Source organism: Filimonas lacunae, assembly GCF_002355595.1.
Lineage (GTDB): Bacteria > Bacteroidota > Bacteroidia > Chitinophagales > Chitinophagaceae > Filimonas > Filimonas lacunae.
This window is the reverse complement of the sequence record NZ_AP017422.1, coordinates 6061696-6080883: the sequence shown is the minus strand read 5'-3', so window position 1 is coordinate 6080883 and position 19188 is coordinate 6061696. Positions and strand designations below refer to the sequence as shown.

Annotated in this window: 9 protein-coding genes; 6 read left to right on the top strand and 3 right to left on the bottom strand. The window is 46.4% G+C overall.

Annotated features, from left to right (window positions below; genetic code table 11):
• Positions 1–403 precede the first annotated feature (403 nt).
• Together FLA_RS23850 and FLA_RS23845 are read right to left on the bottom strand one after the other, a co-directional pair.
• Positions 404–3271 (bottom strand): glycosyl hydrolase 115 family protein, encoded by a 2868-nt coding sequence (locus tag FLA_RS23850; protein WP_076375060.1) that lies wholly within the window; start codon positions 3269–3271, stop codon positions 404–406.
• An 81-nt stretch (positions 3272–3352) separates the two neighbouring features.
• Positions 3353–4387: a LacI family DNA-binding transcriptional regulator gene (locus FLA_RS23845; protein WP_076377266.1), complete on the bottom strand. Its 1035-nt coding sequence runs from the start codon at positions 4385–4387 to the stop codon at positions 3353–3355.
• A gap of 330 nt (positions 4388–4717) precedes the next feature.
• Here FLA_RS23845 and FLA_RS23840 point away from each other — a divergent pair, with 330 nt between their 5' ends.
• The 6 genes from FLA_RS23840 to treY all read left to right on the top strand — a co-directional run bounded on the left by FLA_RS23840 (position 4718) and on the right by treY (position 17638).
• Complete coding sequence (locus FLA_RS23840) at positions 4718–7894, top strand: SusC/RagA family TonB-linked outer membrane protein (protein ID WP_084205983.1); 3177 nt, start codon at positions 4718–4720, stop codon at positions 7892–7894.
• Between the two features lie 18 nt (positions 7895–7912).
• Positions 7913–9718 carry a RagB/SusD family nutrient uptake outer membrane protein gene (locus FLA_RS23835; protein WP_076375058.1) on the top strand — a complete coding sequence of 602 codons (1806 nt, stop codon included), beginning with the start codon at positions 7913–7915 and terminating at the stop codon, positions 9716–9718.
• Between the two features lie 46 nt (positions 9719–9764).
• Complete coding sequence (locus tag FLA_RS23830; protein WP_076375056.1) at positions 9765–11387, top strand: endo-1,4-beta-xylanase; 1623 nt, start codon at positions 9765–9767, stop codon at positions 11385–11387.
• 24 nt (positions 11388–11411) lie between these two features.
• Complete coding sequence (locus FLA_RS23825) at positions 11412–13040, top strand: GH35 family beta-galactosidase (protein ID WP_076377262.1); 1629 nt, start codon at positions 11412–11414, stop codon at positions 13038–13040.
• 144 nt (positions 13041–13184) lie between these two features.
• Entirely contained in the window at positions 13185–14993 is a 1809-nt protein-coding gene (gene treZ, locus FLA_RS23820; RefSeq protein ID WP_159445049.1) for a malto-oligosyltrehalose trehalohydrolase, read from the top strand.
• Between the two features lie 2 nt (positions 14994–14995).
• Positions 14996–17638: a malto-oligosyltrehalose synthase gene (treY, locus tag FLA_RS23815; protein ID WP_076375052.1), complete on the top strand. Its 2643-nt coding sequence runs from the start codon at positions 14996–14998 to the stop codon at positions 17636–17638.
• Here the strand turns inward: treY and FLA_RS23810 are convergent.
• Positions 17547–19127 (bottom strand): PQQ-dependent sugar dehydrogenase, encoded by a 1581-nt coding sequence (locus FLA_RS23810; RefSeq protein ID WP_159445048.1) that lies wholly within the window; start codon positions 19125–19127, stop codon positions 17547–17549. The genes treY and FLA_RS23810 overlap by 92 nt on opposite strands.
• Positions 19128–19188 lie beyond the last annotated feature (61 nt).

Below are 19188 nucleotides of genomic sequence, written 5' to 3'. Positions count from 1 at the left end.
TTGCTGCTTATGAATACATAGTATATATTATTATTCTATCATCTCTCTCCAATGCAGGCATAGCTTATATTTCAGGTATTAGTAATGTGTTTGTTATTTTAAGCATCAAACTAACAAATGTTCTGTATTTTTTTGTTACTTCAATATGCGGTTATATATTCGCATCCATCTATCCAATATCCCAATAAATAAGTTTGTAATTATTGTTATGTTATAGCAGCATTGCTGCTTCTAACAGGCATAAACATATACAGAAATATATACTTTTCTGTAAGGCTAGGGGTATATATAAATGAGGCTACTATTGGTTTTAAATTGTAATAATAAGAGGTTTTTTCATGTGACTCTTAATACGGGGGATTTTATTTATTGAAGGCCCTGGTTTTTACCGGGGCCGCTTTATTTAAGGTATGCTTGTTTCAGGCGGTCCCAGGTAGGTCGCTTTTTCTGTGCCGGTAACAATCACTATTTTTTGCAGCACCACACCCGCATCTACCATTTTAATACGCAGGGTATGATGGCCCGGCGTTAACGCGCGATGCGTAGTGATGCTTTTGTTGATATTGTCTGCCACTATTTGTTCCCATTGTTTTTGTGTGAAAGATGCATTGATGCCCACCTGCTGATAAGGCTGGTTGTCGATGCTAACTGCATAACGCAGGCCGGTAGCAGTATGGTGATAATTCAATGTGGGTGAAAAATAACATTGCACTTCTGCTTTACGAGTGGTATCGAAAGTATAGAATGTATATTCCAGCACAGGGCAGCTATCGTGGATAGCAGGCATTGCTGTTACGGGATAAGGCGTAACGGCGGAATGTGTGCTGCCCAGGTAAGGTATTGTTTGCCAGTAAAATGGCTTCTTCTGTAGCTGTTGCGCATAGTTGGCTGCATGTATAGATACCACTCCATTGTATTCCAGAAAGGTTTTGCCGGTACGGTTTACGATACCGGTGCGGGGTTTAATTACCCGTGTGGTTACATAGCTGGTTTTGCCTGCACCAGTGATGGTAAGTGTAACGGTATGAGTGCCGGCAGGCACCGCAGCGGCATTGATGGTTAGCTCAATGCGTTGTTCAGATGAAACAGTGCCTTCGGGTTTATCTATCTGTAACCAGGGATGAGAAGTATTGATAGTATAGTCAAAGCTGTTGATACCCTGGTTAAATATTTCTATATAATGCCGGTCGGGCAGTAAGGTGTTGAAGTCGGGCAGGGTAAGCTTTTCGGTAACATTAGGAAACCATTGCTCATTACCTTCCACAGCCACACCCATAGCAGGTGCAGGACTATTTTCTATCTGCCGCACTTCGGGCATGCTGTTTTGTAAGGGTTGTTGCCAGTAGGTGTAACCTATATGTGTTTGATCCATCATATGGTTCCATTTGCCTTTGGCTGTTTGCTGGTTGTATTGCTGTGTTATCAACGAATCGTTTACATATAATTGCTGCGCGAGGTTGGCCCATAGGTTAGTGCTTCTGCGTTGTTGTGTAGCATACAGCCTGTTTTTAGCTACAGCAAGGTAGAGGGTATTGAGATTAGCGCAGGCTTTAACGGGATGTAGTACCAGTTGAAAAAAAGCATCCTGACAGGCAGCAGGTAATTGCTGGCCTATACGCTCTGCCTGCAATACCAGTTGATTGTATTCGTCTGCTACGGTTTCTGCTTCGCGATAGTTTTGCAGGCTGTACGTATCAGGCGATAGTAGTTCGGGCTTGCGGCGGCCATTGAATTGGGTATAGGCGAGCAATATTTTGCTGATATCCGCTGCATACTTAGCGCCAAACTGTTCTCTGGCCCAGCGATGGGTATAGGCAGCAATATCTGTTGCCTTTACGGCATCGGGATTCCAGGCATAATCCATAAAAAAAGAAATAGGGTATTCCATAGGTTTGATATCCCCTACATTCACCAGCCATATCTTTTTAACGTTGTGCTCGTAGGCCAGGTGCATTTGCTCCCACACACGGGCCAGCGGGTTGGTGTTAAGCCATTTGTAATTACGCGGGTCACCTACATAATCAAAGTGATAGTAGATGCCATAGCCACCGCTGCGTGGTTGGGCGTTGAGCGCAGGTAGCTTGCGAATATTGCCCCAGTTATCATCACATAACAACAAGGTAATGTCGTCAGGCACACGCATGCCTTTATCATAATACTCCTGCACTTCTTTGTATAAAGCCCATATCTGTGGTGTTGCTGCGGCGGGCTTTCCGGTAACGTCGCTAATAATAGTGCGCTGATCTTTTACAATATTTTCCAGCAACTGAATAGCCGTGCCTTCTGTCATAGGTTCATCGCCATCGCCACGCATGCCAATGGTTACAATACTTTCGTGTGTGCCCATATTTTGAATGCCTTTGCGCCAGAAATTGCGCAGTACCTCGTGGTTGGTGGCATAGTTCCAGGCTCCTCTACCATAACGTTTCCATTCGGTTTGTGCGCGTAGCATGGGTTCGTGGTGCGAAGTGCCCATTACTATACCGTATTCATCGGCCAGTTTGGGGTTTAAGGTATCATCGTCATTAAACGCATTGCCCCACATGGCAGGCCACAGATAGTTGCCTTTTAAGCGTAAGATCAGTTCAAATACTTTCTCGTAAAAAGCATGGTTAAAGCCGCCAAACTTTTCATGCGCCCAGCCGCTCAGTGCAGGGGCTTCATCATTAATAAAAATGCCGCGGTATTGCAAACGGGGCGAATCTATCAGTTTCCAGTGAAAAGGGATGTTAATGGTATCTTTTGTTTGTGCAGGCACATCGGCCCACCAATTCCAGGGCGATACACCTATTCTGCGGCATAACTCCAAAGCGCCATAAGCAGCTCCACGCTTGTCGCTGCCTGCAATAATCAGCATATTGTTCAGTGGCATGAATGCCGGGGTAGAAATATGTTGTAGCTGGTAGGCTTCCCAATGATTTAGTATGCTGTTAAACTGCACCATTTTTTTGCTGGCGAGTTCTTTCAATAAGGGACTTTGCGCAAGGGTGCCTATTACTATTACTGTAGTATAAGGTTGGTCAAGTGTATGTATCACAGGTGGCAGGTGGCCTGTAACAGCTGCAATATCCTGTTGCAGCCATTGCGCGGCTTTTTGTACCAGCAGGGGTTCTGTAGCTGCAACATAAATGGCCGGAGTGTGTTGGCCGCTTACCAGTTGAAACTGCGAAACAGCTTTGTTGGCCAACTGTGAAAATGCCTGATTACACAGGCAAAAGAGGGTACTCAGTAGCAGCAGTTTCCGGATAGGGGATAAACCTGTTTGTGTCATGTGGCAATGGTTTGAAATCGGGAGAAAATGGGCCTTTGGGATCCATTTTTTGCAATCGGTTGTGAAAAGGGATCTGAAAACTTATCCTGTTTTTTGTTTCAGGGAAGATGCCCGGATAATCAACTCGGTACGCAATACAATGGTATTAGTGCTTTGTATGTTGGTATCGCCCTGTAAATGATTGATCAGGTGCGTGGCGGTGGTTTCGCCAATGGAATAGCCGGGGTAGTTGATGGTAGACAGGGCGGGCTCTATAATCTGGCTTACCCGGTCGTTATTAAAACCTACTACAGCAATATCTTCCGGAATACGTATGCCAGCCTGCTTCAGGTGAATCATGCAGTAGATGGCACAGTTGTCATTGGCAGCAAAAATGCCATCCGGCTTTTTAGTCATTTGAATAATTTGCTGGGCGGCTTCTATACCTGCTTCCTCACTCAGGTTGCTGGTGATAACCAGCTTGGGGTCGTGCTTTAACTGGTGATCGGTCAGGGCCTGCATGTACCCTTCCAGCCTGTCTTTATATACATTGCGAATGGTGTTGCCAGCCAGGTGCACAATTCTTTTACAGCCTTGTTGTATCAGATGTTTGGTTGCTTCGTAAGCGGCGGCATAGTTATCTATTACCACACCGGTGAACTGCTCACTGTTAAACACCCGGTCAAAGAAAATCACCGGTATGTTGCGCCCGGTAAAGGGCAGCAGGTGGTTAATGTTTTCTGTGTTAAAGGACAGGGAAATAATCAACCCGTCTACCCGGCGGTTAAACATGGTATGGGCGTTCTCTATCTCTTTTTTCGCGTTTTCCAGCGACTGGCTGATAATAAGGTTGTAGCCGTGTTTGTTGGCTATATGTTCCATGCCCGCCAGTGCCGACGACATAAAATAACTGTTCAGGCGCGGCACAATTACCCCAATGGTATTGGTGCGTTTGCTGCGTAAGCTGCCGGCAAAGGTGTTGGGCGTGTAACCCAGTTCCTTCGCCTTTTCTGCAATCTTTTTACGGGTGTTTTTATTAATGGTTGGATGCCCTTTCAGGCCGCGGCTTACCGTGGTAGCAGAAATATTCAGTTCCCTCGCTATATCGTAAATCGTTATTTCTTTCGGCTGGCTCATGCTACTGTTTCCGCTAAAGTAACTAAAATGCTGATTTTTTAAAAATAATTGCAATCGGTTGCAATTTTCGAAAATATCTCTATATTCGTTGTGGCGAATATCCGGATTGCCCAACGATTGAATAGAGGTGTGATGTTTTTTAACGCCCATTAAACTGTCATATGAAGAAGTATAAACAATGCTGCTTATTGTTTTGTGCTGCATATAAACCATTGCCATTGCTGCACTTACGAGGTCCGGGAAGTTTACATACCGGTGGACCACCGGAACTACTATTTAACCACTTCTTTTTTTCTTCTCCTGAATATTAACGATTAAACTGATTGTCCAATGAGAAAGGATTCCAATGCAGGCCTCGCTGTTGTGCGGGCCTATCATAAGGGATTACGGTACGCTTTTACAGCTATGTTACCGTTACTGCTGCTTTGCCCGCAGGTATGGGCCCAGCAAAAGAAAATTACAGGTATAGTTACCAACGAAAAAGGCGAGCCGCTGGCGGGTGTTCCCGTGCAGGTAAAGGGCGTTGCAACAGGCGTTAACACTAATAACGCCGGCAACTTTACCCTCAACGCTGCTGCTACAGACGTGCTGGTGATTACTTATATAGGTTACGAAACCCTGGAACGGCTGGTAGGGGATGCCAGCATGGTTACTATTAAACTAACCCCGGTAGCAAAAGATCTTGACCAGGTTATTGTGGTGGGATATGGTACACAAAAGAAAAAAGATGTAACCGGTTCGGTAGTGTCGGTAAACGAAACAGCACTGCGCGAGGTGCCCAGCGCCAACCTGCAGGGGGCATTACAGGGGCGTGCAGCCGGTTTAGAGGTGCAAAAGGTGGGCACCAAACCCGGCGCCGGCGCTGTAATACGCATCAGGGGTGAGCGTTCCATTAATGGTTCTAACGATCCGTTGCTGGTGCTGGATGGTATTCCGTTTGAAGGTGGCAACCTCAATGATATTAACCCCGATGATGTATCATCGGTAGAAATATTGAAAGATGCCAGCGCCACGGCTATTTATGGTTCGCGCGGTTCTAACGGGGTAATACTGGTATCTACCAAGCGCGGCAGAACAGGAGAAGCGCGTGTATCCTACAATGGTTACTATGGTATTACTTCGGTACGAACACGTTACAAATTATTCAATGCACAGGAATACCGTGCCATGCGCGATATGAGCACCTACGCTTCGGGCTATATGCCGGAAGAGCTGGAGTCTATTGCCAAGGGCCGCGAAACCGATTGGCAAAGCCTGATGTATCAGAATGGATATACTACCGATCATAACATGTCGGTATCCGGTGGCGCTAATGGAAGTGCCTGGTCGTTGGGTGGTGGTTATTACAAAGAAACTACCGTGTTGCCGGGGCAGGACTTCAAGCGTTATTCACTCAGGGCTACCATTGATGCCAAGGTGGGCAAAAGAATAAAAGTAGGTTTAAACACTTTAAACACGGTGTCTATTACTAACGGCTCGCAGTTTAACGATCCTATGTTTCCTATCTTATCATTAAGCCCGCTGATGCCGGCTTATGACAGTGCAGGTAATATTATTAAATCTCCCACCGGTAACACCGATGACCGTGCTACACAATACAGCCCGCTGTTGTTAAAAACAAACAATAACAACTGGATTGATAAAATTCGCCGGTTAAGAACCTTTAACTCGCTGTTTGTAGAATACCAGATTATAGATGGTTTAAAGTATCGCCTGAATGTAGGGTTGGATTATCGCCTGCAGGAGAACGACCAGTTTAAAAGCTCGGACGATACATTGGGACGCCCCAGTTATTTCCGTCCCAAGCAGGGTAACACAGCCAGTGTAAACAATGCAGAAGGTTGGGGATATACAATTGAAAACGTGTTAACGTATGAGAAAACCTTTGCTAAAAAGCACCGGATAAGCTTTACCGGGTTGTACAGTGTACAGGAAGATCATACACACAACACTTATGTAAGTAAAGATTCTATTGACGAAAACTTTATCCAGTTCTATAACCTGGGGCAGGCCAATGCCTCCAATGCCGTGAAGCCGGTAGTAAGCGGTGGAGAAAGTTCTTTTGCACTGATCAGTTACATGGGCCGTATTAACTATGCTTTTGATAACCGCTTTCTGTTAACCCTTACAGGCAGGATAGATGGCTCGTCGCGCCTGGCACCGGGACATAAGTATCACTCTTACCCCGCTATGAGTGCAGGCTGGATCATCAGCAATGAATCGTTTATGAAACAATTTACCTGGTTGAGCAATCTGAAATTGCGGGCAGGTTACGGGCAAACCTCTAACCAGAGCATCAACCCCTATTCTTCATTGGGTCAGGTATCTACCTATAACCTCATTGGGAACCAGGGCAGCACCGGTAGTGTTATTAAATACAATTATGGTCCTACCGTGGTGTCGGGGTATAATGTTACCACCCTGCCTAACTCCAATCTGGACTGGGAATATACCAAAACCACCAACCTGGGGTTGGACTTTGGTTTGCTGAATAACCGCATTACGGGTACTGTAGATTGGTACCATGCACATACCTATAAAATTTTATATGGTATTACCTTACCTGCTACTTCAGGTATTACTGCACAGTACCTTACCAATATTGGCGAAATGCAGAACAAGGGACTGGAAATTTCTGTATCCAGCGTGAACATCTCTTCCAGGAAAGGATTTACCTGGAGCACTGATTTGAACATATTCCTGAACCGCAACAAGCTGTTAAAGCTTACCGACAACTTTACACAAAACATAGCCAGTCAGTTGTTTATTGGTCAGCCGCTGAGCGCGATATATGATTATACCAAGCTGGGGGTATGGCAAATTAGTGAAGCTGCGGAAGCCGCTAAATATAATAGCCAGCCAGGTGATGTGAAGCTGAAAGACATCAGTGGCCCCAATGGTAAACCCGATGGGGTGGTGGAAGCCAACTACGACCGTAGCGTAATAGGCAGCTCACAGGCCAAATGGCAAGGTGGTATCACCAACCGTTTCACCTATAAAGGTTTTGATTTCTCTTTTGTAGTGTATGCGCGTTTTGGTGGTTTACTGGTTAGCCAGGTGCATCAGTCGTTATCTTCTTACCTGGTAAACTTAAACGGTATAAGAAGCGGTATTAAAGTAAACTACTGGACGCCTGATAACCCCACTAACGATTTTCCTACACCTGCCGGTTTAAACAGAAGCCGTGGTGTAAGCACTGACTGGACCACTTTAGGATATTATGATGCCAGCTTTGTAAAGCTGAGAAGTATTAACCTGGGATATACTTTTTCTGCTCCCGGCCTGAAGAAGATAGGGGCGCAAAGCCTGCGGGTATACCTGACGGCGCAAAACCCGCTGGTGTTGTATTCGCCTTATATGAGGATGGGTGGTGTTGATCCGGAAGCTACCGGTACCGGTACACAAGGTGTGCAGGACCCGGGTAACCTTTCCAGCCGTGCGTTAACTATCGGTGCCACTACACCACCTACCAAAACCTTTATGATAGGTGCCAACTTAACTTTCTAATTTAAAAGCAGCGCTTATATGAAACTCAATAATATTATCCAGGCTTCCCTTATTGCTGCCACGTTGCTGGCAGGCGGTTGCCAGAAGAAGCTGGAGGAAAAGCCTTATACAGTGTTTACTGTTGATTATTTTAAAACGCCATCAGGTTTGCAAAACGCGGTGTATGCCTTGTATTCGGGAATGCGTTTTGACTATGGCCCTATTGGTGCCGTGTTGATTGCCAACTCCGGTACCGATGAATGGACCTATGGCGACCAGGTGACCGGTGGTTCGGAACTGGAGTTAGGCACCTATCCGCTCACTTCATCCAACGGGCATATATTAACTCCCTGGAACCGTAACTTCTCTAACATCAACCTGGCCAATGCGGTGATTCAGTTTGCACCTGTTGTAACGCTGAATGCAGCTGTAAAAACCAGGCTGGTAGCAGAAGCACATTTTTTAAGAGGGTTGTATTACTTTTTACTGGTGCAGCAGTTTGGTGCAGTGCCGCTGGATTTAGGTATGGGTGAACTGGCATTTAATCAAAACCCTTACCAGGGATTTAATCGCCTGCCTACGGCTGAGCTGTTTGTAAAAAACTATCAAACCATTATTGATGATTTTACTTTCGCCAGCGAAAACCTGCCCGATCAGCGCCCGGCAGCCGCTTTTTATCTCTCTAAAGCAGCGGCATTGCATATGTTGACGAAGGCTTATATCTTTAGAGGTTATTCTGCTGCCAAACAATCTACCGATTTTGGCAATGCCTGGACCACTGCCAAAAAGCTGCTGGACAATCAGGCTACTTATGGAGTAAGCCTGTTAACCAACTATGCCGATGTGCATAAGGAAGGGAATGATTACAACGCCGAAATATTGTATTCTGTAGAACGCATTCCCGGTGACCCTATAGATAATGAGGTGGCCAGCCCTGGTAGTGATTTTGCCAATAAGGCGAATATCTCTAACAACTTGTTTAACTGTAACTATCAGAACAATGTGGCCATACCTGCTAATTCAGGTAAGTATCCGGTAGACAGGGTAATACAGTATGGCCGTCCTTTACGTCAGCTGTGTCCTAACCCTTATATCTACGAGGTCGCTTTTTTAGATAAGGTGTTTGATAGTCGTTACGATAATACCTTTCGTACTGTATGGTTAGCTACCAATACCAATGTAGCGGGTATTAATGTAGGTGATACTGCTTACTTCATAGCACCTAACCAGAAATATGCAGATTCATTAACCTTGCTGGGAACCAAAAAATACCGCATTATAGCACCCAGTGAATTTTATCTGCCATCCCGTCCGGCCATCCAGATGTTTCCTAACCTGAAAAAGTACGATGATAACAAACGTGGTACCGCTAACGATGTATCGGGAAGGCCATTTGTAGTAAGTAAGTTATCGGAAGTATACCTGCTGGCGGCAGAAGCTGCCATACAGGAGGGCCGCAAAGGTGATGCCTTGCCGCTGATACTGACCTTACGAAAACGTGCCGCTTACCGCAGCGGGTTAGACTCTGCAACTATTTCCAATCGCCAGAAAATAATGGCTAAAATTAATAAAGGCACTGTGGCGGCGCCTGTGTGGGTGGATTTAACAACAGATGATATGACGCTTGATTTTATCATGGATGAAAGAACGCGCGAGCTGTGTGGTGAAAGCGTGCGCTGGCCCGATCTGGCCTGCCGTAACCTGTTGTACGACCGGGTGAAGAAGTATAATACAGCTGCCACCAATAAGGTGCGTGTGCTGGATGTGTTACGCCCGATACCGCAAACACAGCTGGATGCCATGAACGATCCGGATAAGGCTAAATACCAGAACACCGGTTATTAACCGGCCACTAACAAAGCCTACTTTTTAACGATAAAAACAAGCTACAATGAAACATAGCTTATTACATATAATTACCGGGGCAGCCATGCTTGTGTCATGTGCTTCGTGTACCAGGATGAAGGATACGGGTACGTTAAATACTACCTCTTATAGTGATACCACTGCTACGCTGAAAGCTGCTACAGAGATTACTATGGGGGTAGCAGTTGATTACACGCCCATGACTGCCGACAGCAGGTATGCGGCGGTAGTGAAGCGTGATTTTGATGGCGTAACGTTTGGCTATCATATGAAGCACGGCGCTATTGTGCAGGATAACGGCACGTTGAACTTTTCCAGGGCAGATGATATGGTAGCTGCCAGTTCGGGTCTTATCGTATTTGGTCACACATTGGGCTGGCATTCTAACCAGAATGCTACCTATCTGAAAAAATATGCGGGTATTGTGGTACCTGCGGCGGCAGAATTATTACCTGCTAATGCAGGCTTTGAATCGGGGCTTACAGGCTGGTCGGTATTTAATACCGGCAATCCTTCGGGCACATCTACCATTACCACTACTACTGTATCGAATGAAGTGCATGGTGGTACTACTGCTATGAAGGTGGTGAATCCTACAGCATATCCCGGCAGCCAGTGGCGTGTGCAGGTGTCCAGTGCTTCTTTTCCTACTACCACGGGTAAAAAATATACGGCGTCGTATTTTGTAAAGGCAGCGAATGCAGGTGGCTCTATCCGTTTGTCGTTAGGACAGGCGCCGCAATCCGGCTCGCAATACCAGGGCGATCAACCTATCGGTACTGCGTGGCAGCAGATTTCATTTGACTTTGTTGCAGGTACACCTAACAATACTTTCCTGTTTGATATGGGGCAGGCGGCCAATACCTATTACATTGATGATGCCAGTGTGAAAGAATTTGTGGCGGCCAGCGATACGGCCACTATTGTTAAAAAGCTGGATACGGCTTTAAACACGTTTATTACCGGTACGGTTACACATTTTAAAAGCACCGTAAAAGCCTGGGATGTAGTGAATGAAGTGGTAAGCCCTACCGGATTTTTACGTACTACCGGCAACAGTTCGGATGTGTTGGATAAAAGCGCCAGTGATGTATTCTTCTGGACAGATTTCCTGGGTCGTGATTTTGCCTACAAAGCATTTAAGTATGCCGAAGCGGCCGATCCTGCTGCCTTATTGTTCATTAATGATTATGCGTTGGAAAGCAGTAGTGTGAAACTGGATTCGCTGTTGTTACTGGTGAAAGAATTAAAGGCCAGGGGCGCTAAAGTAGATGGCATAGGCACACAGATGCATATAGCCTGGAATACCACGTATAATGGTATTGATGCCATGATGCAGAAACTGGCGGCTTCCGGTTTACTGATCCGTATTTCTGAACTGGATGTAAAAGCCAATCCTTTAAGCAGGCCGGGCTTTGTGTTAACTTCTGTGATGAGCAGTTATCAGGCAGATATGTATAAGTATGTAATTCAGTCATACAAAAAATACATTCCCAAGGCGCAGCAGTATGGCATTACCATATGGGGTGTTACGGATAACACCAGTTGGTTGTATAAGAACGGGCTGGAATATCCGTTGCTATATAATGCTGATTACTCTAAAAAACCGGCTTACGGTGGTGTGTTGCAAGGTTTACAGGCACAATAAACGGGAGGTGTAAAAAGAATGGCTATGAAGAGAAGATATGCTTACTCACTGCTGCTGTTATGGTTGCCTTTTTGTGTAAAGGCGCAACAAGGTGGTATGCCTGCATTGGTAAAAAACGGCAACGAAGTGCAGCTACAGGTACATGGAAAACCTTTTATTATACTGGGTGGAGAGCTGGGTAATTCCAGCTCTTCTTCCCATGCTTATATGCAAAAGGTATGGCCAAGGCTAAAAGCCATGCAGCTGAACACGGTACTGGCTCCTGTATACTGGGAGTTGCTGGAGCCGGAGGAAGGGAAGTTTGATTTTACACTGGTAGACAGTTTAATTATCAATGCCCGTAAAAACCATATAAAAGTGGTGCCACTTTGGTTTGGTACCTGGAAAAACAGTATGAGCTGTTATGTACCTGCCTGGGTAAAGAAAGATCACAAGCGCTTTGGCCGCACGCTGGATAAAAATGGCAAAAGCGTGGAGATATTATCGGCCTTTGGCGCAAACATACTGGAAGCGGATAAAAAAGCTTTTGCAGCTTTGTTAAAGCATATAAAGCAGATAGATGCACAGGCGCATACCGTAATTATGGTGCAGGTAGAAAATGAAGTGGGCATGTTATCTACTGCCCGCGAAACCACGCCCACCGCCAATAAGCTGTACCAGCAGGAAGTTCCTGCTGCGTTGCTCGCTTATCTGCAACAGCATAAGACAGAGCTGGTGCCAGAGTTGCAGCAGTTGTGGAAGCAGCAGGGCTATGCTACCCAAGGCAATTGGGAAACCGTATTTGGTAAAAGCGATGCTACAGAAGAATTGTTTCAGGCCTGGTATTATGCGTGGTTTGTAAACGAAGTGGCGGCTGCCGGAAAAGCAGCTTATCCTTTACCTATGTATGTAAACGCAGCGTTAATGAAAAGCGGGCAAAGACCAGGCGACTATCCCGCTGCCGGCCCTTTGCCACAGGTGATGGATATATGGCAGGCAGCTGCCCCGGCTATAGATATACTGGCCCCCGACTTTTATAATCCCGACACGCAATACTGGTGCGATTTGTTTACCCGCCGCAACAACCCGTTGTTTATCCCGGAAATGCGACTGGATATTACCTGCGCCGCCAAGGTGTTTTATGCGCTGGGCCACTATAAAGGGTTAGGTTTCTCCCCCTTCTCTATTGAAAATGCGAATGAGCAACAAGCCACTTATTTGCAAAACAGTTATCATCTGCTGCAACAATTAACGCCGCTTATCACCGCTACTGCTCAAAAGGAAGGAGTGTTGTTTGATCGTAAAAACACACAGCAGGAGCTGGTAATGGGTAAGTATCGCATTACCTGCAAGCACGATTACACCTTAGGCTGGAGCCCGGGCGCTAAAGATTCCTTATGGCCGGTTACAGGGGCTATCATACTGCAAACAGCCCCGGATGAATTCTGGATAGCAGGGATGGGGGTAGTATGCACTTTTGCTAATGCCGATGCCAGTGTGGTAACCAATATAGAAAGTGTGGAGGAAGGCGTGTTTAGCAATGGCAAATGGATAGCGGGTAGGAGGCTAAACGGCGATGAAGACCACCAGGGCCGTCATATAAGAATACCCGGAGGGGAATGGAGCATACAAAAAGTAAAATTATATAACTCGCCGGTTTCCGTACAGGAATAATCACCCACTTGGTTATAAGAACGCCCCTGCAAGGGCGTTCTTTATTGGGGTGTTTCTTCCTCATTGCCTGCTATTGTGCAGGGGCGTTATAGCGGGGTTTTTATTGCATGCTCTTTGTTACGATACAGTCCTATTCGTATGTCTATGAAGCATCAACCGCAAACATTTCATCCCATCCCGGGCGTGTATATGCAGCCGGATGGCCAGGCTACTGTAACGGTGTGGGGGCCTTTGCTGGAATCGGTAGAAATGGTGGGCAGCCCCGAAATGCCTATGCAAGTGCCATTACAAAAGAAAGAATATGGCTATTGGCAGGGGCAAACCGTGTTACCGCCAGGCCAGCGGTACAAGTTCCGGCTCAATGGCAAAGAAGCTTTTCCCGATCCTGCTTCGCTTTCACAGCCGGAAGGGGTACACGGTTATTCGGAAGTGCTGGACCGTTCCTTTTTATGGACAGATGAGGGCTGGACAGGAATAGCACAGGAAGAGCTGATCCTATACGAACTGCACACAGGAACATTTTCTGATACACATGACTTTGAAGGCGTAGCGGAGCGACTGCCTTATTTGAAAAAGCTGGGCATCACTGCTATTGAAATAATGCCGGTGAATCATTTTCCCGGCAGCAGAAACTGGGGGTATGACGGTGTATATACTTATGCGGTGCATGGCGCTTATGGTGGCTTGCATGGTTTAAAGCGGCTGGTGAATGCGGCGCATAATGAAGGTATAGCCGTAATACTGGATGTGGTTTATAATCACCTGGGCCCCGATGGTAATTACCTGGCAGAATATGGCCCCTATTTTACCAGCCGGTATAAAACGCCCTGGGGCAAGGCGTTGAATTTTGATGATGCCTGGTGCGATGGGGTGCGTAATTATTTTGTACAAAATGTGCTGTTGTGGCTGGAGGAATGCAGAATAGATGGTTTGCGTTTGGATGCTGTGCATGCCATGTGGGATTATAGTGCGCATCATATTATGCAACAGATCAGCGAAGCGGTGCAGGCACTGGAAGATGCCACGGGAAGAAAGAAAATATTAATAGCAGAAATAGACTTAAATAATCCCCGCTATATCTCATCGGTTAGTGCAGGTGGTTATGGTTTGCAGGCACAGTGGGCCGATGAATTTCATCATGCGTTACACAGCATATTAACTGGTGAAACCAACGGGTATTATGAAGATTTTGGACAGATGTATCACCTGGAAAAAAGCTTTCGCGACACCTATGTATATGACGGCGGTTATTCTGCACACCGCAAACGTATGTTCGGCGCTTCTGCACAACATTTGCCTTATTCTAAGTTTGTTGTGTTTTCGCAAAACCACGACCAGGTAGGTAACCGCCTGCTGGGCGACAGGCTTTCGGCTACACTATCACCGGCACAGCTGCAACTGGCAGCCGCAGCCGTATTGTTATCTCCGCATATTCCCTTGTTGTTTATGGGCGAAGAATATGGAGAGAAAAATCCTTTCCTGTTTTTTGTAGCACATGAAAAAGAAGACCTGGTGGAGGTAGTGCGTAAAAGCCGCCGGGAAGAGTTTGCTTACTTTCAGTTTGAAGGCGACTTTCCCGATCCGCAATCGGAGCAGGTGTTCTTATCCTGTGTGTTGGGGCATGATTGTAAAAAAGAGCCGGTGGCCCGGCAAATGTTCGAGTGGTATCAACAATTAATCTCCTTACGCAAAACACGGCCTGCCTTCAACAACTTTGAGCGTACAGCTGTAAACGTGTGGCCGGTGGATGAAGTGGAGCGTGTACTGCTGGTGGAACGCAATGGACATAATGATTCAGTATTGATAGCTTTTAATTTTAGCGATGCTGGGCGGCCCTTACCGGCTTTATGTCACGGATTGGATTATATACTTACTTCTGCACAGCAAAGTGATTATGCTGCTAACCGTTTATCACCTTTCTCCGTATCCGTATTTGAAAAGAAAAACACCTGATTATGCATTATCCCATTTCTACCTATCGTGTACAGTTACACAGTGGTTTTACTTTTACGCATTTGCAGGCCATTATTCCTTACCTGCATCAACTGGGCGTTTCTACTATTTATGCTTCGCCCATTACCAGGGCTATTAAAGGCAGTGCGCATGGGTATGATGTGGCTGAGCCGCATGAGATAAACCCCGAAATAGGTACGTTGGATCAATTGCGTGCCGTAGCAGCACAACTGAAAGCGCTGGGCATGAACTGGCTGCAGGATATAGTGCCTAACCATATGGCTTTTAGCATGGAAAACACAAGGCTGGCCGATGTGCTAGAAAGAGGAAATAACTCGCCTTATTACGCCTATTTTGATATTAACTGGGAGCATGATAGTGAACAGTTGAAGGGTAAAGTGCTGGTGCCGGTGTTGGGTAGTCGCCTGGATGATTGTATAGATAATAATGAAATTCAGCTGGGATGGGATGTGCAGGGCCCAGGCCTGTATTATGCCGGCAATCGTTACCCGGTATCGGGAGGGGCTGTTGATTACCTGTTTGGTAGTATAGAAGGTTTGGAGTTTCCGTTGGGCGCTTATAGTTCGGGATCGCTGGCAGAGTGGCAGCAGGCGAAAAAAGAATGGCTGCACAGCGTGGCTTTAAACACTGCTTTGCAGCAACAGATCAGAAATCGTATAGAAGAAGTGAATGCCAGTGCTTCATGGATAACAGAGGTTGTGAAAAGGCAATGGTATCTACCCGCCTGCTGGAAAGAAGCTGACACGGGGATGAACTATCGGCGCTTTTTTGCCGTGAACAGCCTTATCAGTGTGCGTATGGAAGAGCCCTGGGTGTTTGATGATTATCATCGTTTAATAGCGCATTTATATGCAGAAGGCCTGATACAGGGCGTAAGGATAGATCATATAGATGGGTTGTATAACCCTTATGATTATGTGCAGCGGTTGCGCAAACTGCTGGGGGATGATTGCTATATTATAGCAGAGAAAATACTGGAATATAACGAGCAATTACCGGCTCACTGGCCTTTACAGGGAACCAGCGGTTATGAGTTTTTGTCGTATACCAATCGCGTGCTCACCTCAACCGAAGGGGCGGCAGTTATATACGATTTCTATCACCGGTGGGTTCCGGATATGAAGCCTTACAAACAGCTGGTGTTTGCCAATAAACTATCCTTCCTGGAAAGGTATCTGCACGGTGAGTGGGATATGCTCACTCATAAAATAAGTGAATGGGAATTATTGCCGGCCACTTACCGTACAGAAAAGCTTGCGAAGGCTTTGGGTATATGGATGGCCGCCTTCCCGGTATATCGTATTTACCCGCATCATTTTCCTTTAAGTACAGAAGAACTGGAGCAGGTGCAGCATTCACTGGAGTTTGCCGTGATGCAGGAGCCGGCCTACTGGGAAGAGCTGGCTGAAATAAGAACCCTGTTTCATCCCGGCGATAATGCCGAACAGAATGCACGCAAGATGCAATTGTTAAACCGGCTGATGCAGTTTACCGGCCCGCTGGCAGCCAAGGGAGTAGAAGATACTACTTTTTATGTATACAACCCTTTGATATCACATAACGAAGTAGGTGATTCGCCTGAGCAGGCAGCGGTAAGTATTGAAGCCTTTCATGAAAAGATGCAACAACGGCGGTTGTTCAGTAATTATTCATTGAATACCACTTCCACACACGATACCAAAAGGGGGGAAGACGCACGGATGCGTATTAATGTGCTCACTGAACTGTCTGATGAATGGATGGCATTGGTAAAGCAATGGCATATAGTAAATGCCCCATACATTTCCACCACTTCTAAAGGGGCTGCACCATCTATGAACGACGAGTATTTTATATACCAGTCGCTGATAGGAAGTTTTCCCGAAGATAGTATAGTGGATGAAAACTTTACGCAGCGTTCAGAAGAGTTTATATTAAAAGCATTACGGGAGGCCAAAGTAAATACTACCTACACCGAACATGATGAGGATTATGAAAAAGCCTGTGTACATTTTATTACAGGAATAGTAACGCAGCCGGAATTTTTAAAAACCTTTCTTCCTTTTTTAAAGAAGGTGACGGCTATAGCAGAAGTATACTCGCTGGTGCAACTGGTGATAAAAGCTACCGTACCTGGCATTCCGGATATATACCAGGGATGCGAACTATGGGATACCAGCTATGTTGATCCTGACAACAGGCGCCCGGTGAATTATGATATACGTAAACAGTGGCTGCAAAAGGTGATGGAAAAAAACAGTCAGCCTGATGCTTCTCTGGCGATGTGGTTGCAGCAGCAAAGGCACACCGGTATAGAAAAGCTATTTGTAACAAGGCAGGTGCTGCAGTATAGAAAACAACATGCGCAATTGTTTAGTGAGGGCGATTATGTTCCATTGCCGGCGGCTGATAATTCGAAGGCAATTGTGTATGCCCGCATTTACCAGCAGCAGTGGGCGTTGGTGGTGTTGCCGGTGGGTTTAAGCGGCTTAAAACCGGAAAGCCTGCAGGTGCCATTGCCGGCAACTGCACCTGCTCAATGGAAAGAGGTATTTACTGGTCGACAGTATATGTGTAATGCCGGTGTGCTGGAATTGCAGGACTGGCAGTATTTGCTGCCGGTGGTGCTGCTGGAGCCGGCTTAGGTTGTTGTTTTGGCGGCGTGCCCATATAGGTAAACTCCAGTATCACGCCCCTGTTTTCATATTCTATTCCTTTATCGCCGGTAGGGCCGCTGGAACGGGTGGCGCTATCGGTGGCCAGGTATATTCTCCAGCCATCGGCACTAACGGCCACATCGCGGTAGCGAACCTGGTCTTTAAAATATAGCATGGTATCACTGATAATGCTGTCGCCGCTGGCGTTGAGTTGTTGCCGTATCATTCTGCCGCCTTTGAGAGTGGCTATGAGTAAACTGTTTTTCCAGCCGGGAATAACATCAGCGTTATATAAAGTCATACCGGAAGGTGCTTCCGACAGCCATTCTTTGTTTTCATTATCTCCTCTTATCACTTTGGGTAACAGCGCTGTTAACATGCGGTTAGCAGCGGGGTATAAAGAGTTGAGCGGGTTGCGATAATTACTGCCCATCGCTTTGGCATTTTCCTGTTCGCTATAAATGGTGGGATAGGTGGTGTGCCATTTGCCGGGCAAGGTGGTATCGGTAGTTGCGCCCGCAGCCAGTTGATTGTAATTGCCATCGTTATACCCAATTACCAATGGGTGCCCATAATTGCAGCCCGGAGTAATGAGGTTGATTTCATCATCAGAAAAAGGCCCGTGTTCCACTTCATACAGGCGTCCGTTGTTTTTATTAAATACAATTCCCTGCGGGTTCCTGTGGCCATAGGTCCATACGGCATTGCGGCGATGTGCATTAAATGGATTGTCTTCCGGTATCCAGGCATCAGGGCCTGTGATAGTGCTATCGGGCTGTGCCTGAAAGCGGAGTATCTTGCCTTCATACGCATTGATGTCCTGTGCATGGTTGGGGCGGCCTGCGTTATCATATTGACCGGCTCCCATATCGCCCACGCTATAAAAAAGATAATACTGATTGTTGACAGGCGCTATAATCAATCGCCCGCCATTATGGTCGTTGCTGCCGGGGATAGAATCACAAATAATAACAGCGCTATCCAGGGTATGTGTGTTAGGGTGATAGGTATACCGTTCAATACGGGTACGGAAAAAGCAACCGCGTTTGCCAGGCAAACAACCTACGCCCTGCTGGTTGGCCCCTTCAAAATAATACAGGTAGGCTACATATACATATGGCTGCCCCTGTAATAATTGCGGATGCACGGCCATGCCCATTAAGCCGCTTTGCGGCCAGGGTTTACCGCCATCTTCTGTATCGGGAATAACGTCATAACGTAAAAAGTTCTTGCGGTTGTTTAAGTCTAACAATACCTGCTTTTCGCCGGTGCGCGGGTGAATGCGGCTTACCCGGTAACCACGGGCTTCGGTGATCCATAAATAGTTGTCGGGTGCGTAAGTTAATTCCCAGGGATCGCTGAGGTTTTGTGCTACGGTGCGAACCGAAAATCGCTCACCCATGGCTCCGGTTACGATAACGGGTTGGGCGGTAAGGGCTAAGGGGATGAATAACCAACAGAAAAAGATCCATTTCATGCAAAGAAGTGCGCAATAATTCTGCCATAATGGGAATTGCATGATGTTTGCTTAACCCTAA

What these genes read in the sequence shown, in the direction of transcription:
- FLA_RS23850 (WP_076375060.1), bottom strand. Translation starts at nt 3,271, where the DNA reads ATGACACAAACAGGTTTATCCCCTATCCGGAAACTGCTGCTACTGAGT.
- FLA_RS23845 (WP_076377266.1), bottom strand. Translation starts at nt 4,387, where the DNA reads ATGAGCCAGCCGAAAGAAATAACGATTTACGATATAGCGAGGGAACTG.
- FLA_RS23840 (WP_084205983.1), top strand. Translation starts at nt 4,718, where the DNA reads ATGAGAAAGGATTCCAATGCAGGCCTCGCTGTTGTGCGGGCCTATCAT.
- FLA_RS23835 (WP_076375058.1), top strand. Translation starts at nt 7,913, where the DNA reads ATGAAACTCAATAATATTATCCAGGCTTCCCTTATTGCTGCCACGTTG.
- FLA_RS23830 (WP_076375056.1), top strand. Translation starts at nt 9,765, where the DNA reads ATGAAACATAGCTTATTACATATAATTACCGGGGCAGCCATGCTTGTG.
- FLA_RS23825 (WP_076377262.1), top strand. Translation starts at nt 11,412, where the DNA reads ATGAAGAGAAGATATGCTTACTCACTGCTGCTGTTATGGTTGCCTTTT.
- treZ (WP_159445049.1), top strand. Translation starts at nt 13,185, where the DNA reads ATGAAGCATCAACCGCAAACATTTCATCCCATCCCGGGCGTGTATATG.
- treY (WP_076375052.1), top strand. Translation starts at nt 14,996, where the DNA reads ATGCATTATCCCATTTCTACCTATCGTGTACAGTTACACAGTGGTTTT.
- FLA_RS23810 (WP_159445048.1), bottom strand. Translation starts at nt 19,127, where the DNA reads ATGAAATGGATCTTTTTCTGTTGGTTATTCATCCCCTTAGCCCTTACC.